Here is a 25,897-nt window from a genome sequence, read left to right as displayed (position 1 = left end):
AACTAGAAAAACAATATAAATACTATATGTCAAATACAAACACAATTAATATGAATTTTAAGCATGTAAGCTACCTTTGGGATGACGCTAAGGCAGCAGCATTAGCAGGTGATGAAGTAGCGCTTTTTATTTATCGTTCTAACTTGTTAGGTGCAGATTTAAGACTGACCAACTACGGAGGTGGGAATACTTCTGTAAAAATTACCGATAAAGATCCTCTTACAGGAGAAGCTTCTGAAGTAATGTGGATTAAAGGTTCCGGAGGAGATATTGGAACTTTAACAAAATCAGGTTGTGCGGCTTTGTATTTAGACAGACTTCGTAATCTTGAAAATGTTTACAGAGGAATTGAGTTTGAAGACGAAATGGTAGAATTATTCAACCACTGTATTTTCGATTTAGCGTCAAAAGCGCCTTCAATCGATACGCCTTTACATGGTTTTCTTCCATTCAAACATATAGATCACCTTCATCCAGATGCAGCTATTGCTATCGCTGCAGCGAAAGATGGAAAGAAAATCACAGAAGAATTATTCAACGGAGAAATCGGTTGGGTAGGATGGCAACGTCCAGGATTTGACCTTGGTCTTCAGTTAAGAGCTTGTTTAGAAGAAGCGGCTCAAAACGGTAAAAAATTAAGAGGAATCATGTTAGGTTCTCACGGATTATTTACTTGGGGAGACACTGCATTTGAAAGCTACATCAATACACTTGAAGTGATTGAGAAGTGTGCGGCTTACCTTGAAGAAAATTACGGAAAAAAACGTCCTGTTTTTGGTGGCAAGAAAATCGAAAGCCTTCCTGAAGCAGATCGTAAGTTAAAGGCAGCAAAAGTGGCTCCAATCTTAAGAGGTTTCTGTTCATCAGAGCGTCAAATGATTGGTCATTACACAGATGATGCTAGAGTTTTGGAATTCATTAATTCTAATGATCTTTCAAAATTAGCTCCATTAGGAACTTCTTGTCCAGATCACTTCTTAAGAACTAAAATTAGCCCTTTAGTTTTAGAATTAGATCCAAACGAAGACTTATCAGATGTTGCGGCTGTAAAAGCAAAATTGGCTCCAGCTTTTGAACAATACCGTGCAATGTACAAAGATTATTACAATGCTTGTAAAAAATCTAATTCGCCAGCAATGCGTGACCCAAATCCGGTTGTGATTCTATATCCAGGAGTTGGTATGTTCACTTTTGCTAAAGATAAAACAATGGCTCGTTTAGCTTCAGAATATTACATCAATGCGGTAAACGTAATGAAAGGTGCTGAAGCAGTTTCTGAATATACTTCATTGCCACACCAAGAAGCTTTTGATATTGAATATTGGTTATTGGAAGAAGCTAAATTACAGCGTATGCCAAAACCAAAAGCATTATCTGGAAGGGTAGCTCTTATTACAGGTTCTGCGGGCGGAATTGGTAAAGCTATCGCTAAAAAATTCGCTCAAGAAGGTGCTTGTGTTGTCATTAACGATATCAACGAAGAACGTTTGCAAGGTGCAACTGCTGAGTTTACAAAAACATTTGGAAAAGATGCAGTTTCTAGCACTTTATTGAACGTTACGGACGCAGAAAGTACAGAAAAAGCATTAGATGAAGCTTGTTTAGCTTTTGGAGGTGTTGACATTGTAGTAAATAACGCTGGAATCAGTATTTCAAAATCTATTGCTGACCATACTTTAGAGGAATGGGATAGATTATACGATATCTTGGTAAAAGGACAATTTATTGTTTCTAAAGCAGGAATCGAAGTGATGCGTAAACAAGGTTTTGGAGGAGATATTGTAAATATCGTTTCTAAAAACGCTGTGGTAGCAGGTCCAAATAACCCAGGTTATGGTTCAGCTAAAGCGGCTCAGGCGCACTTAACACGTTTAATGGCTGCAGAACTTGGAGCAGACAAAATTCGTGTCAATACAGTAAATCCTGATGCTGTAATTTCAGACTCAAATATTTGGTCTGGAGGATGGGCAGAAGGTCGTGCAAAAGCATACGGAATCACAGTGGAAGAACTTCCAGCTTACTATGCAAAACGTACGTTATTAAATGAAATCATATTGCCAGATGATATTGCCAACGCTTGTTATGCTTTTGTTGGAGGTTTACTAGGTAAATCTACAGGAAACGCCTTAAACGTAGACGGTGGTGTAGCCATGGGCTTTTATAGATAAAGATTGTTTAGGTTTTTTATATAAGTTTGTTTAAGCAAAAGTGGTTTTTTGTGGTCTAACGTTCGAATCTTTCGGACGTTAGATTTTTTTAGCATATAACAATTGGCTTTAACAAGGAAAACTTAACAAAAAAGTGAAGTAAAACCAGAGTTTGGCTTATATAAGATCTATAAGTTTAAAATAGTAAACACAGAGAACACAGATTAAACGGATTCGCTATCGCAAAAACGCTGAAAAAAACGGATTTTTTTGTTTCACGCAGATTTAGACAGATTTAAGCAGATCTAAAAGATTTTAATTTAAGATGATTTTAAAAAAGATCTGCGTTATCTGCTCAAATCCTTTTTAAATCTGTGTGAAACCAAAAAATAAAATCCGCGTTAATCCGCGTTTTCGCGATAGCGAATCCGTGTCGTCAGTGTCTAAAATCTAGGTATTGTGTGTTAAAAAAATATACTAAGCGTATAAAATTTATATATTGTAAACTCTATAAAAATATTAATAACTATGTTGATCTCATCAAACCATATTGATTCTCATAATGAGGATTTAGTAAAAAAACATCAAAACAAATTAGTTTTTACAGCTTCAGAAATCAATGATACAGAAGCTATTATTCAGAAATTAATCGACTTTCAGATTGCCATTCCGTCTTGGGCTTTAGGAACAGGAGGAACACGTTTTGGGCGTTTCGCCGGAGGAGGAGAACCTCGTTCATTAGAAGAAAAAATTGAAGACGTTGGATTGCTTCATAAATTAAACAATGCTTCTGGTGCAATTTCACTTCATATTCCTTGGGATATTCCAACAAACTATGGTGCAATCAAAACACTTGCTGGACAGCACGGTTTGAAGTTTGATGCTATGAACTCGAATACTTTTCAAGATCAAGCAAATGCTGAGCACACTTACAAGTACGGTTCTCTACAAAACGTAAACAAAGCAGTTCGAAAACAAGCAATTGCTCACAACATTGAAGTAATTAAACACGGAATCGAATTAGGATCTGAGTCTTTAACAGTTTGGCTGGCAGACGGTTCTAATTTTCCTGGACAATTAAACTTTAGAAAAGCATACCAAAATACATTAGAAAGTTTAGAAGAAATCTATGATGCATTGCCTTCAAACTGGAAATTATTCTTAGAATACAAATGTGCTGAACCTAACTTTTATTCTACCACTGTAGCAGATTGGGGACAGTCTTATTCGTATGTTAAAAAGTTAGGCGACAAAGCACAGACTTTGGTAGATTTAGGCCACCACCTTCCAAATGCTAATATCGAACAGATTGTTTCTTTATTATTAATGGAAAACAAATTAGGAGGTTTCCACTTTAACGACTCAAAATACGGAGATGACGATCTAACTGCTGGTGCATTAAAACCATATCAATTATTCTTGATTTTTAATGAATTAGTGGAAGGAATGGACGCAAGAGGAATGAATCACGCTAAAGATTTAGGCTGGATGATTGATGCTTCTCATAACGTCAAAGATCCTTTGGAAGATTTATTGCAGTCTGTTGAAGCGATTATGATTGCTTATGCACAAGCACTTTCTGTTGACAGAAAAGCATTAGAAAAAGCACAGGAAGAAAATGACGTGGTAAAAGCACAGGAAATTCTTCAAAATGCTTTCCGTACAGATGTTCGTGCATTAGTAGCAGAAGCTCGTCTTCGTTCGGGAGCAGCTTTAAATCCTGTAGCATTGTATCGTTCTCTTCAGGTGAGACAAAATCTTATCGAAGAAAGAGGCTTGAAAACAATGGCCACAGGATTATAATTTGATATTAAGTTATTAGTTACGAGTTATTCGTTAGGAGTTTTAAGTATAGAATATTGAACTTTTTAGCATACCGAACGAATAACTCTCAACGAATAACCCATAACTCCTAACTTCTAACTAAAAAAATGAATGTAGTTGCGATTTTTGATATTGGTAAAACAAACAAAAAGGTTTTTTTATTTAATGAAAATTATAAAATTGTCTGGGAAAAATCAGTTAATCTGGAGGAGACAAAAGACGAAGACGGTTTTCCCTGCGAAGATATAGAGGTTCTTCAAAAATGGGTTTTAGACCGATTAGAAGAAATTAAAAAACTGACCGATTATGTTTTAAAAGCAATCAATTTCAGCACTTACGGAGCCAGTTTTGTTTATGTAGACGAAAACGGAAAAGTTTTAACTCCTTTGTATAATTATCTGAAAGATTATCCAGAGGAATTAAAATCTGATTTTTATAAAAAATATAAGGGAGAAGAAAAGTTTGCTGTAAAAACTGCTTCGCCTGTTTTAGGAAGTCTGAATTCTGGAATGCAGATTTACCGATTAAAAGAAGAAAAGCCTGAATTATTTCAAAAAGTAAAATACTGTCTGCATTTGCCACAGTTTTTGAGTTTTCTTTTGACTAATGAAGCTTACGCTGATATTACAAGTATTGGCTGTCATACCAATTTGTGGAATTTCAAAAAAATGAAATATCATAAATGGTTAAAAAGCGAGGGAATTGACACTAAATTGCCTCCGATTTATTATGGTAAAGATGTTATAAAAACAAAAGAAGGATTATCTATTGGTACGGGACTTCACGATAGTTCTTCGGCAATAATTCCGTATACCATAAACTTTACAGAACCTTTCGTATTATTATCGACTGGAACTTGGAGTATTTCTCTCAATCCTTTTAATAATAAGCCGTTGACTTTTGAAGAGTTACAGCACGATTGTTTGTGTTACATGCAATACACAAACAAACCCGTTAAAGCGGCACGTTTGTTTGCTGGAAACGAACATGAAGTACAAACCAAAAGATTAGCAGAACACTTTAAAGTGCCTGTTGATACTTACAAAGAGGTTTATTTTGATAAAAAAATCACCTCTAATCTTCGTTCACTTAATTATCAGATTTTTTATCCGAAGAAGTATGATTTTGATATTTTAAACGAGTGTCCGTTTCAGAAAAGAGACCTTTCGCAGTTTAAAGATTATGAAACAGCTTATCATCAATTGATGCTCGATTTGGTAGAGCAGCAAGTTTTCTCTACTAATCTGGTTATCCACAACAGTCCTGTAAAAAAGATTTTTGTAGATGGCGGATTCAGCAAAAATTCAATTTATATGAATTTATTAGCGGAGGCTTTTCCAGATGTGGAAGTTTACGCAGCTTCTATGGCTCAGGCGAGTGCTTTGGGAGCGGCGCTTGCGATTCATGAAAACTGGAATCCAAAACCAATTCAGAACGATTTAATTGACTTGAAATTCTATAAACATTAGGCTAAAACGGTTTGTATGTCGTAAATTTGCAGAAAACAAATTTTCACGATTTCCTATTATACGCCGAATGAACAACACACTAAATACTACAATATGAAAATTGGACTTTTTATACCTTGTTATGTCGACCAATTTTACCCAAAAGTAGGAATTGCAACCTACGAATTACTACAGAAATTAGGCTGTGAAGTGCATTTTCCGATGGGACAAACCTGCTGTGGACAACCAATGGCAAACAGTGGTTATGCTCATTTAACAAAAGGATGTGATGCCAATTTTATTGCTAATTTCTCAGGTTTTGATTATATCGTTTGCCCTTCTGGAAGCTGTGTTTTGCATGTAAAAGACCATCTACACGACGAAAAACAGGAAGAGAAAGCAACGGCAATTCGAAATACAGTTTACGAACTTACCGAGTTCATTACAGATGTTTTAAAAATTGACCATATCAACGGAAGATTTCCGTTTAGGGTAGGAATGCATGTGAGCTGTCACGGTCAGCGTGGATTGAAGCTTTCGCAGATGTCAGAGTTGAATGCACCATTTTTCTCTAAGCCTGAACAATTATTACACAGTATAAGAGATCTAGATCTAGTTGCTTTAACCAGAAAAGACGAATGCTGTGGTTTTGGAGGTACATTTTGTGTGACCGAAGAAGCCGTTTCTGTAAAAATGGGACAAGATCGTATCAAAGATCACGAAAGTCACGATGTGGATTATATTACAGGTGGAGATATGTCTTGCTTAATGCATTTGGACGGAATTCTGAAAAGACAGAAAAGTAGGATCAAAACCATCCATATTGCCGAAATATTAAATTCACTCGAAAACTAAGAACAGATGTTGAGTATAAAGTTTAACCGCAAAGTTCGCAAAGTTTTACGCAAGGTTCGCAAAGTTAATTTTCATCTTTGCGAACTTTGCGCTTTTTCCTTTGCGAACTTTGCGGTTAAATAAAGCATACCAATGATACACATTTCAAAATTGACTTTTAAATAGTAGAAAATGTCATCAGAAAAAATAATACAGCACAGCGAAGCGGCGGCAAAGTTTAATAAAGATGTAGAACGCGTCAACTGGCACGATGAAACGCTTTGGTTTGTTCGTGCCAAAAGAGATCGATCTGCTCACCAAATAGCAGACTGGGAATTGCTTCGCGAAACGGCTTCTCAAATAAAGTTTAATGTACTTTCTAATATTCACGATTATTTAGTTGAATTCGAAGCCAATGCGCAACGAAACGGAATAATTGTACACTGGGCAGCCGATGCCAAAGAACATAATGAAATTGTACATTCAATCATGGCGAAACATGATGTAAAGCAAATGGTAAAATCCAAATCGATGCTTACAGAAGAATGCCATTTGAATGATTATTTAGCCGAAAAAGGAATTGAAGTAATCGATTCTGATTTAGGAGAATATATTGTACAGCTTCGTAAAGAACCGCCTAGCCATATTGTGCTTCCAGCGATTCACCTTAAAAAAGAAGACGTAAGTGAAACTTTTCATGAACATTTAGGTACAGAAAAAGGAAATTTTAATCCGCAGTATTTAACCGAATCTGCGCGTCAGAGTTTGCGAAACACTTTTTTAACTAGAAAAGTAGCTTTAACAGGAGTCAATTTTGCTGTTGCAGAAACAGGAGAATTTGTGGTTTGCACCAATGAAGGAAATGCCGATATGGGTGCGCACTTAGCAGACGTTCACATTGCCTGTATGGGATTTGAGAAACTGATTCCGAAAAGAGAACATTTAGGTGTCTTTCTGAGATTATTGGCAAGAAGCGCAACAGGACAGCCGATTACCACTTTTTCAAGTCATTTCAAGAAACCAAGAGACGGTCAGGAAATGCACATTGTAGTTGTAGACAACGGAAGAAGTACACAATTAGGAAGAGAAGAGTTTAGAAATTCTTTGAAATGTATTCGTTGCGGTGCTTGTATGAACACTTGCCCAGTTTACAGACGAAGCGGTGGACACAGTTACCATAATGCGGTTGCAGGACCAATTGGTTCTATTTTAGCTCCCAATTTAGATATGAGCAAGAATGCCGATCTGCCTTTTGCCAGTACGCTTTGTGGTTCTTGTACCAATGTTTGTCCAGTAAAAATTGATATTCACGATCAGTTATACAAATGGCGTCAGGTTTTGGTAAAAGAAGGGCATACACCAACAGCAAAAACTGTTGCAATGAAAACCATGGCAACCGTTTTAGCTAATCCTACAGTTTTTAATATTGCTGGAAAATCAGGACGATTTGTAATGAAGAATATTCCGGGAATGGTCAATAATAAAATGAACAAATGGTACGACCAGCGTGAAATGCCAGATGTTCCGGAAGAATCATTTAGAGAATGGTACAAGAAAAAATCAAGGGAATCTAAAGAAAAAGGAAATGAGTAGTAAAGGCGAAATTTTAAAAAGAATAAAAGCAAATCAGCCTGATTTGGTTTCAGAATTACCTGATCTTAAAGTTTTAGGTTCAGAACAATTTGATGTTTTAGAAACCTACAAAACGGTTTTAAAAGGTATTGGAGGAGATCCTGTAGAAGTTGCCGATTATAATGAAATCATCAATTATATCAAATCGAATTACAATCAGGATAAAAGACTAATAACAACACTTCCTGAACTTTCTGAAATTGCTTCTTTAGACTGGAAAACAGTGGATCCGCATTCCCTTCAGGATGTTGAATTAACAGTTATAAAAGCACATTTTGGAGTCGCAGAAAATAGCGGACTTTGGGTTACCGATGATATTTTAGGGCAGCGTGTTGCGCCTTTTATTGCGCAATATCTAGCAATTGTTGTTCATAAAAAAGACCTTGTCCCAACAATGCAACAGGCGTATGAAAGAATTGGAAGTATGGAATATGGTTTTGGAACTTTTATCGCAGGTCCGTCGAAAACAGCTGATATTGAGCAGTCTTTGGTTTTGGGAGCACATGGCGCGAGAGGATTAATTGTTTTTATATTAGATTAGAAAATTTTAAGCGATAATAGAATAGGAGGATTTGAAAAAGTCCTCCTTTTTTTATATAATTAACCTGTTGGGAGAAATAGAATAAAATAGTTTCAGTCAACTCATGAAATCAAATTTGATCTGCTGAATCTTTTAATCCCGATAGCTATCGGGAGCGTGAAATACTCTTTACGCATTAATTTTCACGCAGATTTATGCAGATTAAAGCTAGTCTACAGAGATATTAATCTAAATGGTAAAAAAAAATAATTTCACCCAACGGGTTAACAGTATAAAAGAGCCGTTGGGCTCGGATTATTTTGTAGGACCGGATTTCAATCCGGTTAAAGAAATCACGTTCCAATTAGAGAGCCGTAGGTTCGATTCATGTTTCACAAAGAAATGCGCCGTTCCTATGGAACTCATTTGGTTGTGGTATTTTTTTCAACGGATTAAAATCCGTTTCTACAATATTTTTCATTCCTACGGAATTCATCTTATGTAAGATAATATAACTGTAGTTTTAGAGAAATGGAGATTTGAAATATAGAAAGGACTTTAATTATTGTTGAAATTATTGAAGATTTCATTTTACAAGAAATACTGTATTAAAAATAACTTTGGAGAATAAAATCTTATAACCAAAGGAGTTCAAGAGGTTTTTTGTGTGCTTAATTTTGTGTAAAATAACTAAAATTAGCTTATAATTGTAACTTGTTACACAACGCGAAAAACCAAATTACCTTGAAGCATTTTCTTCTACACTTCCTAGTTTTTCTAGGTTTCAACTCTATACTATTCGCACAGGATTATCCAGTAAAATTTCTTGATTTATCAGATGGTTTGTCTAACAATTCAATTATCTCTATTTATCAGGATAATGAAGGTTTTATGTGGTTTGGAACTTATGATGGCTTAAACCGATATGACGGTTATAATTTTAAAGTTTTCCGAAACCGAATCAATGATAAAAAATCACTTTCATTCAATACGATTTATAATATTGAAGGTGATTCTAAAAACAATATTTGGATTGGCGGTACAAACGGAATCTGTATTTACGACAAGAAGAAAGCTGTTTTTCATACCGTTAGATACAAATCCGGTAATGCTAAAACAGAAGTACTTCAGGATATTATTCATCAAATGCGCTGCGTTTCAGAAAAACTGGTTCTGGTAGCTTCACAAAAACAAGGATTATTAGCTTTTGAAAATGGTTCTTTTATAGGAAATCATATTCCGCTGATTTCTTTAGGAAACAGAATGAGCATCAATAATTATGATGCGGTGGCGATTCAAGAAAACAGAGAAAAAACAGGATGTTATGTTTATGTTCGCAATATAGGTGTCTGCACTTACGATTATAAAGCAAAAGATTTAAAATTGGTTTTTCCGCTTTCTATAGGAGTAAAAGCAATGAAGCTTACTGCTGATGGAAATCTTTTACTAGGAACCGATGAAGGATTATTTTCATTGAATACCAAAACAGGTTCTGTTTCTGATAATTATTTTACCAATAAATGCAGTGTTACAGATATTTTAATAGATAAAAAAGGGAAAACGTGGCTGACAACCGATGGATGCGGTATTTTTTATATCAATCAAAATAATAAGCCACTTCCTTACAACGAGCAATTAGCAAAGAGTAATTCGGTTTGGAGTTTATACGAAGACAAATCGGGTAACAAATGGTTTGGCTCGCTTCGTGGCGGAATCAGTATGTTGAGCGATACACCTAAGTATTTTAAAAGCATCCGATACCATGCTAAAGAGCCTGCAGATAACTTTATTTTATCTTTTTGCGAAGACGAAAAAAAGAATGTTTGGGTGGGTACAGATGGTGCAGGTTTGAAATATTGGGATCGAAAAAATAATACGTATACCAATTACGGAACGTCGCTTTCAAGCCCTTTTATAACTGGGATAATTCGAGATAATAACGATATATGGATTTCTACTTGGGCGGGTGGAATCAATAAGATAAGTAAAAAGACCAACAATGTAAAACATTATAACTGTTACAATACTTACACAAAACAAATAGAAAAAAATATCTGGTTTGTATTTAAAGATTCAAAAGCCAATATTTGGGCGAGTGCTACAAATGAGGGTTCGCTTTATCTTTTAGACCGAAGTACAGACAGCTTTGTTCTTTTCGATAAAAATATTGACAATCTGCAATGTATGACGGAAACTTCAGACGGAAAATTGTGGGCTGGAAATTATAGTACGCTTTTATCTATCGAAAAAGAAACCCGAAAAATTACTAAAAAAGTGATTGGAAATCCAATTCGATGTATTTATGAAGACAAAGACAAAAACCTCTGGATTGGAACACAAGAAGGTGGTTTGCTATTGTTTAATCGAAAAAAAAATACTTTTAAAAGATTGACCATTGATGATGGTTTGCCATCGAATACGGTGTTAAGACTGCTGGAAGATAAATATGGCAATTTGTGGATGAGTACTTATCACGGAATTTGCCGTTACGATAAAAAGAGCAAAACATTCCGTAATTTCTCTGTAAACGACGGACTTCAGAGTAATCAGTTTAGTTTTAATGCAGGAATCAAACTTTCTTCTGGAGAATTTCTTTTTGGCGGAATCAATGGCTTTAATATTTTTTATCCTGAAACTATAAAAGGATTTAGTCAAAAGAACAATGTCTTACTGACTGATTTTTACGTCAACAATCAATTGATAGAAGAAAGTAAAGCAGAAATTGATATTGATTCAGATAAAATAAAAGATGTTAGTTTAGAATACGATCAGACGACACTGTCTTTAGAATTTGTCGCATTGGATTACAACAATTCAGACAAAATAAATTATGCCTATTTTCTGGAAGGCTGGGACGAACAATGGAATTATGTCGGACAAACCCGTAAAGCAAATTATTCCAGACTTCCAGAAGGTAAGTATACTTTTAAGGTAAAAACAACCAATTTTCAGGGTGGATGGAACAAAGAAGTGAGTTTGGTTTCTATAACCGTCTTACCACCTTGGTATAGAACCTGGTGGGCTTATACGTTTTATTTGGCAGCAATTGTCGGAATTTTATTTCTGTATTTAAATTATAATAAAAATAAAGAAAAATTAAAGTACAAGGTAAAAATCGCCGAACTGGAAAGTAAAAAAGAAAAAGAGATAGCCGAAAAACAGGCGTCGATGTTTACTTATATTTCGCATGAATTCAGAACACCGCTTTCGCTGATTATTAATCCGTTGAAAAAAGCGGTTCAGAAAGAAAATGTCGAAAATGGTTCTTCTGGAAGCGATTTGGCTATTGCGCACCGAAATGCTAGAAGACTTTTAAGTTTGGTCGATCAGTTGCTTTTGTTGAGAAAAGCAGAAAACGATGCCGATTCCCTGCGCTTGTCTCCAATCGATGTTAATAATCTTTCTAACGAAGTGTATCAATGTTTTGTCAATCAGGCGAAAGAAAAACAGATTAGCTATAATCTCGTTATGCCGGAGCATGAAATTACCATTATCGGTGATTATGAAAAAATCGAGATTTCGTTGTTCAATCTAATGTCAAATGCTTTTAAATACACGCCATTTGGAGGCGAAATCAATTTGACTGTAACCGAAAACGATGACGAGGTTTTTCTCGAAATTACTGACAGCGGTGACGGAATCGACAAAAAAGATATCGATGTTATTTTCGAAAAATTCAAACAAATCAATTCGAAGGTTTCTGTTGGAACTGGTTTTGGTATCGGACTTTATATTGTGAAATATTTTGTGGACAAACACAAAGGATCTGTAACCTGCAGCAGCGAAACAGGCAAGGGAAGCACCTTTAAACTAACCTTCTTAAAAGGAAACAGTCATTTTGAAGCTGCTGAAATAACAAACGAAAAACCGCAAAGGAGTCAGTTGTTTGATGAATTAATTCCGGATGAAATTGAAGAACCTACTGTAATAAATTCAGTTTCTGAAAGTGATTTTAAAAAAATCATGTTAACCGAAAAACGTACTGTATTAGTTATTGATGATAATGCTGAAATTCGCGCCTATCTAATTAAATTATTTTCAGATAATTATATTGTGTATAGTGCCGAAAATGGAGAAGAAGGACTAAAACTGACCAAAAAACATATGCCGGATCTTGTAATCAGTGACATTACAATGGAAGAAATGGACGGTCTGGAATTATGCCGAAAAATTAAGGAAGATAATGCTTTATCTCATATACCAGTTATTTTATTGACAGCATCCAAAAATCCTGAAACTCATTTGCAGGGAATTAATGAAGGCGCCGATGATTATATTACAAAACCATTCGACGATGATATTCTCACAGCCAGAGTAGAATCGTTATTGCGAAACAGACATAATTTACGTGCTTATTTCCTAGACAGCATTACATTAAAAGAAAACACTCAGAAAGTTCCTGTCGAATATCAGCAAATGCTCAAAAAATGTATTGACATTGTAGAAGCTAATATTCATAAAAAAGACTTTACGATTCGAACTTTTGCGCTCGAAATGGGAATGAGCCACAGAACGCTTTACACTAAAATCAAGATTATTTCTGGACAGACTTTGAATGCTTTTATTCGTTCCTTGCGAATTCGTAGAGCTGCCATGTTGATGTTAACCGAAGAAATGAATATTGCACAAGCAAGTGCCGAGGTAGGTTTTGAAGACCCTAAATATTTCAGACAGCAATTTGTAAAACTTTTTGGAATGACTCCGTCAGAATATATCAAAAAGTATAAAAGTTCTTTTAATTCCGATTTAAATATTATTAATTAACTTTTAAATGAATACTGTTTTCTGCATAATTTTCTTGTTTTCTAAGGAAGATTTAAAAATGCTCTACAAAGCTTAAACGTTTTAGCTAAAAAAAAGCTCAATTTTTACCATTGCGAAATCATTAAAATTACAGCGTGGTTTTTTGATACTATGTAAAATTTATTTATAAATAATGTATTATTGCAATTTTACCCTCCTTTTTTTTCGAATTTACCCCTCATTGAAAGTGTGAAATAAACATTTCTTTGCACTTGTAGCATTCAATTAAATGAAAATTGGTGTTAGTTATAAATGTTAGTTTCAAGATAATTTTTTATCTGTTTTAAAGAGTCAGCACTCTTTAAATTTCTAAAAGTAATGGTTGGTTACATTACTTTTTAAATCCGCAGCTTAACAATAAGCTGCGGATTAATTTCATAACATTCTGGTAAATCGTCGACGAAAAAAATATAAAAATAACAACCCTTAACCAAATTCAGTTCAATATGAAAGTAACCACATAATACATTAAACTTTTTCCTTTTTCAGGAAAGAAAAACAAAAGCTCAAATAACCTACGAGTCAAAACAGCTTTCGCTTTCGAAAGACACCTTACTAACTAAACCTTAAATTTAAAGAAATGAAAAAAAATGTATTTTTATTTTTTCTTGCTCTTTTTGGCATTTTAATATCCGGATGTCAAAATGATGAATCAGGATTTCCTAGTTCTGATAACCCTACGGTGGTGGTTTCTACAAAAGAAATTTATGGAGCGCCAAGTAGAAAATTTGAAATCAAAGCGACTCTTGCCGATGATTTAGGATTAAAAAGCGTACAGATTCAAATTCCAGAATTATCATTGGATAAAGTAATCGATTTTAAAACAGATCCGCTTTTAGAAACCTATGATTTGAGTTACTTTTTTGAAGTTCCGGCAAACAGAGGAACATCAGAAGCCTTCAAAATAAAATTAATTGTAACAGACGTTTCGGGAAATGTAGTCAATGAAGAAATTAACCTTCGACTTGACGGAGAATTTGCAGCGCCAAGCATTTCTATGATAACGCCAAAAGAAGGAGCGGTAATTTTATTGTCAACCAGCAATAAAATGCCCGTAAACTTTGTTGTAAACGACGATTCAGGAATTGATTATATTCAGATAAAATGCGAAGAATTGGGTATTGATGAAACCGTACAATTAGATGGTGCTCCTCAATCTTATACTTTTACTAAAACCTATACTTTACCTGTCACGGCTGCGAATTATGTTTTAACGATTACGGCTAAAGATAAATTTACGATTCCAAATACAGGATCAATCAATATAAATATTGTGGCTACAAATGAGTATCCAGCAATCTATTTATGTGATCAGCCAAAAGGAACTAATTTAACAACAGATGCAGTTGGTGTTCCAATGTATTTCCATGAGAAAACGGGTCAGGATTTCGAATTCAAATATTACGCTGACAAAGACAATAAAGAAATTTACTTCTTAGGTCAGGAATCTGATTTTGCTCCACATTGTTTTGGTTTAAATGCATCAGGCGAATTGGTTGATGATGTTGCTTCTACAGCCATTATTTTACCAACAAAAGGATACTATAAAATTAAAGTGAATCCGAATACTTTAAAATACACAGCAGAAAAATACACGCCTTCAAGTAAAGTTTGGGCAGATGTAGCCAACGGCTTATGGCATGATGATGCTGCACAGAGAAAACCTTTCGTAAGTGTTTGCGGTGGAGGTATTCAAGGAGCCACTTGGGATACTTGGGATGCATGGATGCAAAAAGGTTTACACTTAGCTAATAATGCTTCAAATCCATATCAATTGGTTGGAGAATATACTTTAACCGGAACTATGGAAGCTACTTTCACAGGTCAATGGTGGGATCCGTCGTGGAGATTGATTAAAAACGGAATTGCAACAATGTCTCCGGGAGAAAATGGGAACGCTAAATACCCAGCGGCCCCAGGAGTTTACAAAGTAGTTTTAGATACCGAACTAGAAAGAGTATTTATAACCAAAAAATAATCGGTTATAACATTTAATTAATAAAACAACTTCATATGAAATTTAAATATATAGGTTTTTTTATGGCCCTTTTGTGTACTGCTGTATCCTTTGGGCAAATAAAAATAAAAGGTACTGTAAAGGATAAAGCCAATGTGCCGATTCCAGGAGTGAATGTAATGGTAAAAGGAACTTCATCATCTGCAGCAACAGATTTTGATGGAAATTATGTTCTTAATGTTCCAAATAAAAATGCACAGATTGAATTCACTTTTGTTGGTTTTACAACCAAAGTAGAAACGATTGGAGACAGAACAGAAATTAATGTCATTCTGGAAGAATCAAGTCAGGCATTAGACGAGATAGTCGTAGTAGGTTATGCCGCAGTTAAAAAAAGTGATGTAACGAGTTCTATTTCTTCTGTAAAAGGAAAAGAATTACAGACTATGACAGTTGGTAACGTAAGCGAATCGCTTCAGGGAAAAGTAGCAGGAGTTCAGGTTACGGGACAAGGTGGACCGGGTGCACAGCCAAGAGTTTTAATTCGTGGTATTTCGACTTTAAACTTAAATACAGATCCGCTTTATGTGGTTGATGGAATCCCGATGGGAACCAGCATCAATTTCTTAAGTAATAATGAAATTGAATCTATGGAAGTTTTAAAAGACGCCTCTGCAAGTGCGATTTACGGTTCACGTGCTTCAAACGGAGTTATCTTAATTACCACTAAAAAAGGCAAGGAAGGTAAAACCAGATTCACTTTTGATTTGAGTTCTGGTATGCAGATTATGAATAATCCCTACAATATGGCTGATGCCGAAGGTTACGCAACTATTATGAATAAGGCATATAACAATTCAGGTTATTCAGATTATCTTCCAAATCCTTCTCAATACAGAGGAAAAACAACAGACTGGTGGAAAGCTGGAATTAGAACAGGAACACCTGTTACCAATGCATCTTTAGGAATCTCAGGAGGCTCTGACAAACACACTTTTGGTATCAGTCTAAATTACTATAATTCTGAGTCTATGTACGGTATAGGTGGATGGGAGAGAGTAACAATGAGGATTTCGAATGATTTTAAATTTTCAGATAAATTTAAAGCAGGAATTACTTTAAACCCACGTTATGAAACTTGGGGAGCACCAGGTAACTGGGCAGATTTTGATAAAATTGATCCGATTACGCCAATTTATAAACCTGCAGATCAATTGAATGGAACAGAAAACGAATATAGCATTTATGCCAGATCTCCTTCGTATGTATGGAATCCGGTTGCAGCAGTAAAGAGATATGACGATTATACCGATAAATACAATTTAAACACCAATGGATATTTACAATACGAACCAATTAAAGGCTTAGTGATTCGTACACAGGCATCTGTTGAGGTAGGTGATGAAGTTAGAAATTCATTTACGCCTGATTTTGTAATCGATGCAGCGCACGAAAAACAAGAAATTAATAATGTTCAGAAATGGAATACTACAAACGTAGATTGGACCTGGCAAAATACCATTACTTACTCTAAAACATTTGCTGAGAAACATAATGCTTCTTTAATGGTGGGTAATACGATGGAAGAATACAATGGAAATAATCTTTGGGGGTATGGAGAAGGAGTGCCAAACAATTCTGATTCGATGAGAGAATTAAACGCTGCTACTAAAAACAAAGACAGTAAAGGAAATAGCTGGTCGAGTTCATTGATGTCTTATATTTCTCGTTTTTCTTATAACTACGACGGTAAATATTATTTCACTGGAACATTCAGACGTGATGGTTCTTCAAAATTTATGACCAATAACAAATGGGCGAATTTCCCTTCGGCATCGGTTTCCTGGAGAATTTTAAACGAAGGTTTTATGGAATCTGCTAAAGATGTAGTAAGCGATCTTAGATTAAGAGCAGGTTGGGGTAAAGTAGGTAATCAAGGTCTTCCGGATGCGGTTTACCAATCTAATATCGGACAAAATTATTATGTAATTGGTGGTGAAGTAGTAGATACTTCTTATCCTTCGTCAATGGCAAACAAAGATATTAAATGGGAAACGGTAGAAGATATGAGTTTTGGACTTGATTTTGGTTTTCTCAAAAATAGAATTTCGGGATCATTAGAATACTATAAAAAACAAACACACGATATGTTGTTCTTAAAACAGTTTCCAACTTACAGCGGATTCCCAGGTTATTCAACTATGTGGACAAATGTTGGTTCTATGCAGTCAAGCGGTATCGATTTGTTGCTTTCTTATAAAGACAAAAAAGGCGATTTCTCGTATGGTGTAGACTTGACTTTTACAACCGTGAATGTTGAAATGCTGACGCTTTCTGCTGATGGTGAGAAACTATACGGATCTGGAAACAGAACATTGACAGTTAAAGGAGATGAACCAGGTTATTTCTACGGATATGTTGCAGATGGATTATTCCAAAACCAAACCGAATTAAACTCACATACAGATGAACACGGAACCAAATTACAACCGTATGCACAAGTAGGAGACGTTCGCTTTAAAGATGTAAACGGCGACGGAAAAATTGATGAAAAAGATAGAACAAAAATTGGTTCTCCATGGGCTGATTACAACGTAGGTTTGAATTTAAACTTTGGTTATAAAAACTTTGATTTAATAGCGAATTTTTATTCAAGTATCGGAAATGATATCGTAAATCAGAATATTTCAGATTTATATAATGGAGCTAGTTTAACAAACAAAGTTAGCGGATTAGAGCAAATGGCTTGGCATGGCGAAGGTACTTCTAATTCCATTCCGCGTTTGTCTAAAGATGACAACAATGAAAACTTTACGAAATTCTCATCTCTGTATGTTGAGGATGGTTCTTTTGTCCGCATGAAAAACTTACAGTTAGGATATACTTTCAATAACAAATTCGGATTGGATAAATTAAGAGTTTCATTGTCAGGACAAAACTTATGGACATGGACAAAGTACACAGGAGTTGATCCAGAAGTAGCAGGAGGAGATCCTGATAAAGGAGACAGAGTAAAAGGATCAGGTTTTGGAGGATGGAACTATCCGGTACAGCCAACTATCCTGATGGGACTTAATGTTGCATTTTAATCAAAACGATCATGAAAAAAATTATAGTATCAATCATAGCTTTCTCTTTGTTTTCAGCTTCTTGCAGTGATTTCATTGAAAAAGAACAAAGAGGAACACAGACTTTAGAGAACTATTTTCAAACAGCACAAGAGTGCGAAAATTATACTAACGAATTAACAAAAAGGTTATTGCTTCCTAACGATTGGTGGACCTTAACAGCACCAAGAGTAACGAACGAAATGTCAACTGATGACGCCTGGATGGGAAACACAGGACAAGACAGTGGTGCACATAGACCTTGTTCTCAATATTTAATTACTCCTGATAATATGGGAGATATGAACAGTATTTATACCGCTCATTTTTACACCATTCAATCCGCTAATATTGGTTTAGAGAGAATGGTTTTATCACCCATTACAGAGGCTCAGAAAAACCAATATATGGGAGAATCCTTATTCGTGCGTGCTTATTGCTACTACGAATTAGTAAATCTTTTTGGGGGAGTTCCATTGTATACAAAATCATTAGGAACATCAGATTTAACTTTGGGAAGAAGTTCTGTAGCAGATGTCTATGCCCAGATTGAAGCTGATCTTAAAGATGCAGCAGCAAAATTAGAAAGTGCTCCGGTTGCAAGAGATGGTAGAATAAACAAATGGGCTGCTTACGCTTTATTAGCTCGTGTATCATTGTTTCAGGAAAAATGGGCAGAAGCTAAAACCTATTCTAATAAAGTTATCACAGAAGGTCCTTTTCAGTTAGAAGCTGATTTCTTAAACATCTGGAATGTGAATAATCATAACGGAGTAGAATCTATTTTAGAGGCACAATCCTCTTCTGTTCAAAACAGAAATTTAGGAGCGGCTTTACCAACTTTATCAGGAGCCAGAGGAGAAGACAAAAAGAATTTTCCAAGTAATGATGCTGCAGACGTTTTGGACGGCTGGGGATGGTGTATGCCAACTAGTGACTTAGAAAATGCTTATCTTTCTGAAAATGACGAAATCCGTCGTAGAAGTACGATTACAAAATGGGGTGAAGCAGCTTATGGAGATGAGGTTTTAAATCCGACGCATAAATTCAGTTTAAACGATAATAAATCAGGGCGTATCTGCCGTAAATATTACATTCGAATTGCAACACGTCGCTCATTAGATAAAAAAGACGGTCACTTGCCGTTAAACATTCCGTTGATTCGTTTGGCTGAAATGTATTTAACAAGAGCAGAAGCTAATTATCATACTGGCGGAGATGCTTTAGCAGATATTAATGTTATCAGAGCACGTGTAAAACTAGATCCAAAAACAGGAATTTCTGGCCCAACACTTTTAAGACAAATCTACAAAGAGCGTCGTTTAGAATTGGCTTTTGAAGGATTGCGATTATTTGATATTCGTCGTGAGAAAGACCCAACAACAGGAAGACCAGTTATCGAATCTTTAATGGGACCAAACGGAACTTTCGTTAAATATAACTTGAGTTCTACAGATCCATACGAAACCACAAACTTGAGAGAACCTCAGGATAAAGGAATCAATTTTAACCCTGCTAAACACTTATTGTGGCCAATTCCACAATTAGAAATCGATTTGAGCGGAGGTGTAATAAAACAAAACCCTGGATACTAAGATGAAGTTTAATAATCATAATAAAGTAGGTCTGCTATGTGCAGGCTTACTTTTCGCAAGTTCTCTTTTTTTAAGCTGTGATGCTGAGAAATCTGAAAATTCAGGCTCAGAAAATGCGGTAACAGAATTGAAAGTTAGTTTGGATATGAATCTTCAGACGATGGAAAGTTTTGGAGCTTCGGATGCTTGGCAGTGTAATTTTATTGGAAAAAACTGGCCAACAGATAAAAGAAATAAAATAGCCGATTTATTGTTCAGCCAAGGTTTAGATGCTGATGGAAATCCAAAAGGAATCGGATTATCGTTATGGCGTTTTAACTTAGGAGCAGGAAGCGCAGAACAAGGAGAGGCGAGTGATATTACAGATGAATGGAGAAGAACAGAATCTTTTACCACTAACGGAGTTACGTATGATATGACAAAACAAGCCGGACAGGTTTGGTTTATGAAAGCGGCAAGAGAACGTGGTGTAGATAAATTATTAGCATTCGCTAACAGTGCTCCGGTTTATCTAACACAAAACGGAAAAGCGCATGCTTCTATCAAAGAATTCTACAATTTAAAAGATGGAAAAATGCCTGATTTAGCTGATTTTTGGGTTACGTCTTTAGATAAATTAAAAACAGAACATGGTTTAACAATCGATTATGTGAGTCCTTTTAATGAACCGCAATACGAATGGGATGGTTCAGGACAGGAAGGTTCTCCTGCAACGAATACTAATATTTACAGTTTTGTAAACATTTTATCTCCAAAATTGCAGGGTAAAAATTTAGAAGCAAAAATTGTGGTAGGTGAAGCAGGAGCTTACGAGCCTTTATATAAAACAGTTTCAGGAAAAGAAAGCAGATCAAACCAGATTGATTATTTCTTTGCTGCGAATTCGACTAAAAATATTGGAGGTTTGAGTAATGTAAAAAAGACGATTTCTGGACACAGTTATTGGCAGGCTTGGCCGTTAAGCACTCTTATTTCGTCAAGACAGGAAGCGGCATCAAGAATCCAGTCAGTTGGTGGAATTAGTCTTTGGTCATCAGAATATTGTGTTTTAGAAAGTCCAGGAACTGCCGAACTTCCAAGTGGAGCAGGAGCAGGAAGAGATTTGGGAATGTCTTTGGCACTTTGGACAGCTCGTATTATCAGTACTGATATTGCGGTTGGAGGTGTTACTTCTTGGCAATGGTGGACAGCAATCAGCCGTGGTGATTACAAAGACGGATTAATTCACGTAGACGATGGCGCAAGCAACGGAGCGGGAAATGCAGATTACTGTAAAAATGATGGATACATCAGAGATTCTAAAACACTTTGGGCTTTAGGAAACTTTTCATTCTTTGTAAAACCAGGAATGGTTAGAGTTCAAATTCCAAGTGTTGATAATACAATGGAACTTAATAATGTAATGGTTACCGCTTATAAAGATGCAGCAAACAAAAAACTAGTTGTGGTTGCGGTTAACATCAGTAAATCGGCGAAAGCCTATAAATTGAATCTTGCAGGAGGAACAGTAACCGATAATAAATTAACGCCTTACATTACCTCCGAAACATTAAGTTTGAAAAAAGGAACAGCGGTTGATGTTTCCGGTTTTGAAATTCCAGCCAGATCGGTAGTAACTTATGTGGGTACTTATAAATAAAGATGCTAAGGTTCTGACATACTAAGGTACTAAGGTTTTTGAAAAGCATAAATAACATTAAAAATTAACCGCAAAGTCGCAAAGACAAACCGCAAAGTTCGCAAAGTTTAAAATCAACTTTGCGAGCATTGCGTAAAAACCTAGCGTTCCTTGCGGTTAAAAAAACAAAAATAAATGAGAAAAATATATCTCTCGCTTTTATTGGTAATCAGTTCGCTGTCATTTGCACAGCGAACCGTTACCATCAGCACAGATAATGTAGTGCAAATCATGGACGGTTTTGGAGGTTCGGATGCCTGGAGAACGCAGTTTGTGGGCAAAAACTGGCCGGAACAGAAAAAAAATGCTATAGCAGATTTATTGTTCAGCAAAGAAATCGATGCAAACGGAAATCCAAAAGGAATCGGACTTTCGATCTGGCGCTTTAATCTGGGCGCCGGAAGCACAGAACAAGGAGAAAACAGCAAAGTTTCTGACGAATGGAGAAGAAGCGAATGTTTTCTAAATGCCGATGGTACGTATGATTTTTCTAAACAAGAAGGACAAAGATGGTTCTTGCAGGCCGCTAAGAAACGTGGTGTCGAAAAATTTCTTATTTTCACGAACAGTCCGCCAGTTCATATGACAAACAACGGATTGTCTTTTGCTTCTCAAAAGAATAAACTGAATCTAAAAGATGGTGCAATTCCACAATTTGCCGATTTCTTAGTTCAAAGTATTCAGGGATTGGAGAAAAAAGAGGGAATCAAATTCGATTATGTTAGTCCGATAAACGAGCCACAGTGGGAATGGATGCCGAAACATGGTGATACCAACAGTCAGGAAGGAACGCCGGCAACGAATCAGGAAATTTATGATTTGACCAAATCACTTTCGGAAAAATTGAAAGCAAAAAAAATGAGCACTGAGATTGTGATTGCAGAAGCAGCGCAAATCGATTATTTATATGAAAATGTAAATGCCGAAAACCGCGACAATCAGATTGATTTTTTCTTTGGAAAAACGAAAACCAATGTGACTAAATTCTCGAATGTAAAAAATGTAATACTTGGGCATAGTTATTTTACAACTTGGCCAATTGAAAGACAAGTTTTAAGCCGTAAATTAATCGCCGCTGAAGTAAAACAAAAACCGGGATTAAAATACTGGCAGTCGGAATACTGTATATTAGAAAATCCGGGAGAAGCAGAAATTCCGGGTGGTGCTGGCGGAGGAAGAGATTTAGGAATGCAGACCGCTTTATTCGTAGCAAGATTAATTCATAATGATATTGCAGTGGCCAATGCCGCTTCATGGCAGTGGTGGACATCTATCACAAGAGTAGATTACAAAGACGGATTAATTTATCTGGATGACGGAAAAAGCAATGGTGGAACTGAGTCAAATTATGTAAAAAATGATGGAGATTTTCACGATTCAAAATTACTTTGGGCATTAGGAAATTATTCGCTTTTTGTTCGTCCGGGAATGCAGAGAATTGATATTCCAAACCAAAAAGAATTAGACGCAGCAAATGATGTAATGCTGACCGCTTATAAAGACATTCAAAATAAAAAGCTGATTGTAGTAGCCGTAAACTGTGGAAAAGAAGCTCAGAAATATAAATTCGATTTATCAAAAGGAACTCTGAAAAATAACGAGTTAACTCCTTATGTAACTTCTGATACTTCAAATTTAAAAAGGACCAATTCACAGAAAATTAATAATTTAGAAATTCCTGCAAAATCTGTAGTGACATTTGTAGGAGAATTTGAGTAAGTGAGCAGTGAGCAGGTTTTTAGTGTTCAGTTTTAAGTTGAGGATTTGTAAAGACTAAAAACTAAGCCAAGGACTGAACACTAAAAATCTGAACACTGAATACTAATCTAAATTTTGAAACCAAAAATTAACTAAAAAATAAAAATATAGTGTTAAGCAAGAAAACCTTAATCCCTGTTTTACTCTTTTCATGTCTGTCTGCAAGCAGTCAGATTTCGTTTGGAGATTCGAAGAAAATAAATGACAATTGGAAATTTGATCTTCATGATGTTTCCGATGCTAAAAATGCTGCTTTTGATGATACTAAATGGCAGAATGTAAATGTACCGCACGACTGGAGTGTAAAAGGACAATTGAGTCCAACCTTGGCAAGTTGTCAGGGATATTTACCGGGAGGAATTGCATGGTATAGAAAATCAATCAATATTCCGCAGAGCAAATCGGGCGAAAAAGTGTACTTGTACTTTGAAGGCGTTTACAATAGAAGCGAAGTCTTTATCAATGGAAAATCATTAGGGAAACGTCCAAACGGTTATATTTCTTTTGCTTATGATGCAACTCCTTTTGTGAAATTTGGTGGAGAAAATACGATTTCAGTTCGCGTTGACCACAGCCAGAGTGCCGATTCACGATGGTATACCGGTTCCGGAATTTACAGAAATGTATGGTTGGTTTATGCTAATCCGGTCCATATTGCACAATGGGGCGTTTATGCGTATCCAGAAGTTAAAAAAGGAGGAGGAACTTTAAATGTTGAGGTCGATGTAGAAAATGGTTCTTCTTCTAAATCAGCTTTAACTGTTATAAACGAATTGTTTTCAAAAGATGGAAAATCAGTTGGGAAAACAACTTCTAAAGTTGAAGTTGCATCAAATCAAAACGGAAAGGTTTTAGCTAAAATCAACATTAAGAATCCACAATTATGGGATTTAGACAATCCAAATTTATACGAACTGAAAACAACGGTTTTACAAGACGGAAAAGAAATCGATAAAACGATAACAAAAACTGGTTTTAGAAACTTTACATTCGACCCGAACAATGGTTTTGCCCTTAACGGAAAATGGATGAAAATGAAAGGAGTTTGTTTACATCACGATGCCGGAGTTTTAGGATCAGCGGTTCCAAGAGAAGTTTGGAAAACAAGATTGCAAACCTTGAAGGAAATTGGTGTAAATGCCATCAGAACAAGTCATAATCCGCAGGCACCAGATTTTTATGAGCTTTGCGACGAATTAGGATTATTAGTTTTAAACGAAGCTTATGACGAATGGGAATTCCCAAAACGTAAATGGCTGGAAGGCTGGAATTACGGAACTCCGGGATTTGAAGGTTCGTTTGATATTTTTGCAGAGTATGCCGAAAAAGACCTTGAAGATTTTGTACGTCGTGATAGAAACCATCTTTCTGTATTTGCATGGAGTATTGGTAACGAAGTAGATTATCCAAATGACCCTTATTCTCACCCGGTTTTAGACCAAGGAAAAAACGGCTTCGGACAAGCGGCTTACGGCGGTTATAAAAAAGATGCGCCAGATGCTATGAGACTTGGAGCAATCGCAAAACGTTTGGTCGCAGCAGTAAAAAAATATGATAAATCACGTCCAACAACGGCAGGTTTAGCAGGTGTCGCAATGTCTAATGAAACAGAATATCCAGGGGCTTTAGATATTACAGGTTATAATTACACCGAAAGTAAATATCAGTCAGACCATGCCAAATATCCTAAAAGAGTAATCTACGGAAGTGAAAATGTTCATGATATGGAACCTTGGTTAGCGGTAAAAAACAACAAGCATATTTTCGGGCAATTCCTTTGGACTGGTATCGACTATCTAGGAGAATCAGGAAGGTGGCCTTCAAGAGGATTTTATTCTGGATTGGTTGATTTTGCTGGAGTTATCAAACCAAGAGGTTATTTCCGTCAGTCTTTATGGTCAGGTAAGCCAATGGCTTATTTAGGAACTTATCCTTTAGTAAATGAAAAAGATGTTTCTAAAGATGCATGGGCAATCTGGAATTACGAAAACGGACAAAAAATCCGTGTGGTTTGTTATACCAATGCTACAAAAGCACGTTTGGAATTGAACGGAAAAGTAGTTGGCGAAACCAAATTATACGACGAAAAAACTGGAATCATTTATTGGGATATTCCATTTGCTTCAGGAAAATTAGAAGCAGTTGGTTTAGACAAAAACGATAAAGAAGTGAGCCGTTATGCAATCAATTCCACGCAACAGCCAGTTGAATTAACGATTGCAGAGAAAAACATCACAATCAGCAAAGACAAAGGTGTAGCCAAAATCATGGTTCAGGTGAAAGACCAAAACGGACTTCCAGTAATGCTTTCTGATAATGAAGTTACTTGTACGATTACAGGACCAGGGACATTATTAGGTCTAGAAGCAGGAAACAACAGCGATATGACCGATTATACAGATAATGTACAGCGAGTATTTCACGGTCATATTGCGGCTTATATTCAATCAAAAGGAGATTCTACTGAACCTATCAAGGTTAAATTTACAAGCCAATGGCTAAAACCAGTTGAGGTTACGATTAATGTAAAATAAAATGTTCCATCGGAACATCTCATCGGTATAAAATGTCCCATTGGAATATATCATTTATAA

The 25,897-nt window shown here is 35.8% G+C and carries 13 protein-coding genes; all 13 read left to right on the top strand.

Annotated features, from left to right (window positions below; translation table 11 throughout):
- Positions 1–26: 26 nt before the first annotated feature.
- The gene (locus E0W73_RS08235) at positions 27–2,168 is read left to right on the top strand and encodes a bifunctional aldolase/short-chain dehydrogenase (protein ID WP_135221608.1); all 2,142 of its coding nucleotides are present in this window, start codon (positions 27–29) and stop codon (positions 2,166–2,168) included.
- Positions 2,169–2,675: 507 nt separating this feature from the next.
- Positions 2,676–3,950 carry a TIM barrel protein gene (locus tag E0W73_RS08230; protein ID WP_135221607.1) on the top strand — a complete coding sequence of 425 codons (1,275 nt, stop codon included), beginning with the start codon at positions 2,676–2,678 and terminating at the stop codon, positions 3,948–3,950.
- Positions 3,951–4,078: 128 nt separating this feature from the next.
- A complete protein-coding gene (locus tag E0W73_RS08225) occupies positions 4,079–5,440 on the top strand; it encodes an FGGY-family carbohydrate kinase (RefSeq protein ID WP_135221606.1) in 1,362 nt (453 codons plus the stop codon).
- Between the two features lie 93 nt (positions 5,441–5,533).
- Positions 5,534–6,274 carry a (Fe-S)-binding protein gene (locus E0W73_RS08220; RefSeq protein ID WP_135221605.1) on the top strand — a complete coding sequence of 247 codons (741 nt, stop codon included), beginning with the start codon at positions 5,534–5,536 and terminating at the stop codon, positions 6,272–6,274.
- A 171-nt stretch (positions 6,275–6,445) separates the two neighbouring features.
- On the top strand, positions 6,446–7,846 hold the full coding sequence (locus tag E0W73_RS08215; RefSeq protein WP_135221604.1) for a lactate utilization protein B: 1,401 nt from the start codon (positions 6,446–6,448) through the stop codon (positions 7,844–7,846).
- Complete coding sequence (locus tag E0W73_RS08210; protein WP_135221603.1) at positions 7,839–8,426, top strand: LutC/YkgG family protein; 588 nt, start codon at positions 7,839–7,841, stop codon at positions 8,424–8,426. Before E0W73_RS08215 ends, E0W73_RS08210 begins: the two co-directional genes overlap by 8 nt.
- Before the next feature lie 723 nt (positions 8,427–9,149).
- Positions 9,150–13,169, top strand: coding sequence for a two-component regulator propeller domain-containing protein (locus tag E0W73_RS08205; RefSeq protein ID WP_135221602.1), 4,020 nt, complete (start codon positions 9,150–9,152; stop codon positions 13,167–13,169).
- A gap of 619 nt (positions 13,170–13,788) precedes the next feature.
- Positions 13,789–15,186, top strand: coding sequence for a hypothetical protein (locus E0W73_RS08200; RefSeq protein ID WP_135221601.1), 1,398 nt, complete (start codon positions 13,789–13,791; stop codon positions 15,184–15,186).
- 35 nt (positions 15,187–15,221) lie between these two features.
- Positions 15,222–18,254, top strand: coding sequence for a SusC/RagA family TonB-linked outer membrane protein (locus tag E0W73_RS08195; protein WP_135221600.1), 3,033 nt, complete (start codon positions 15,222–15,224; stop codon positions 18,252–18,254).
- An 11-nt stretch (positions 18,255–18,265) separates the two neighbouring features.
- Positions 18,266–19,867 carry a RagB/SusD family nutrient uptake outer membrane protein gene (locus E0W73_RS08190; RefSeq protein WP_135221599.1) on the top strand — a complete coding sequence of 534 codons (1,602 nt, stop codon included), beginning with the start codon at positions 18,266–18,268 and terminating at the stop codon, positions 19,865–19,867.
- Position 19,868: 1 nt separating this feature from the next.
- Positions 19,869–21,506, top strand: a complete 1,638-nt coding sequence (locus E0W73_RS08185; RefSeq protein WP_135221598.1) for a glycoside hydrolase — start codon at positions 19,869–19,871, stop codon at positions 21,504–21,506.
- 174 nt (positions 21,507–21,680) lie between these two features.
- Entirely contained in the window at positions 21,681–23,264 is a 1,584-nt protein-coding gene (locus E0W73_RS08180; protein WP_135221597.1) for a glycoside hydrolase, read from the top strand.
- Positions 23,265–23,413: 149 nt separating this feature from the next.
- Positions 23,414–25,837 carry a sugar-binding domain-containing protein gene (locus tag E0W73_RS08175; protein WP_135221596.1) on the top strand — a complete coding sequence of 808 codons (2,424 nt, stop codon included), beginning with the start codon at positions 23,414–23,416 and terminating at the stop codon, positions 25,835–25,837.
- Positions 25,838–25,897 lie beyond the last annotated feature (60 nt).

The sequence above is a fragment of the Flavobacterium foetidum genome (assembly GCF_004634245.1).
Taxonomy (GTDB): domain Bacteria; phylum Bacteroidota; class Bacteroidia; order Flavobacteriales; family Flavobacteriaceae; genus Flavobacterium; species Flavobacterium foetidum.
The sequence above is the reverse complement of the archived record's forward strand: the minus strand, read 5'-3'. Positions and strand labels throughout refer to the sequence as shown.

Coding starts and splice junctions, on each gene's coding strand:
- E0W73_RS08225 (WP_135221606.1), top strand. CDS start 4,079: ATGAATGTAGTTGCGATTTTTGATATTGGTAAAACAAACAAAAAGGTT.
- E0W73_RS08190 (WP_135221599.1), top strand. CDS start 18,266: ATGAAAAAAATTATAGTATCAATCATAGCTTTCTCTTTGTTTTCAGCT.
- E0W73_RS08185 (WP_135221598.1), top strand. CDS start 19,869: ATGAAGTTTAATAATCATAATAAAGTAGGTCTGCTATGTGCAGGCTTA.
- E0W73_RS08235 (WP_135221608.1), top strand. CDS start 27: ATGTCAAATACAAACACAATTAATATGAATTTTAAGCATGTAAGCTAC.
- E0W73_RS08220 (WP_135221605.1), top strand. CDS start 5,534: ATGAAAATTGGACTTTTTATACCTTGTTATGTCGACCAATTTTACCCA.
- E0W73_RS08195 (WP_135221600.1), top strand. CDS start 15,222: ATGAAATTTAAATATATAGGTTTTTTTATGGCCCTTTTGTGTACTGCT.
- E0W73_RS08180 (WP_135221597.1), top strand. CDS start 21,681: ATGAGAAAAATATATCTCTCGCTTTTATTGGTAATCAGTTCGCTGTCA.
- E0W73_RS08230 (WP_135221607.1), top strand. CDS start 2,676: ATGTTGATCTCATCAAACCATATTGATTCTCATAATGAGGATTTAGTA.
- E0W73_RS08200 (WP_135221601.1), top strand. CDS start 13,789: ATGAAAAAAAATGTATTTTTATTTTTTCTTGCTCTTTTTGGCATTTTA.
- E0W73_RS08210 (WP_135221603.1), top strand. CDS start 7,839: ATGAGTAGTAAAGGCGAAATTTTAAAAAGAATAAAAGCAAATCAGCCT.
- E0W73_RS08215 (WP_135221604.1), top strand. CDS start 6,446: ATGTCATCAGAAAAAATAATACAGCACAGCGAAGCGGCGGCAAAGTTT.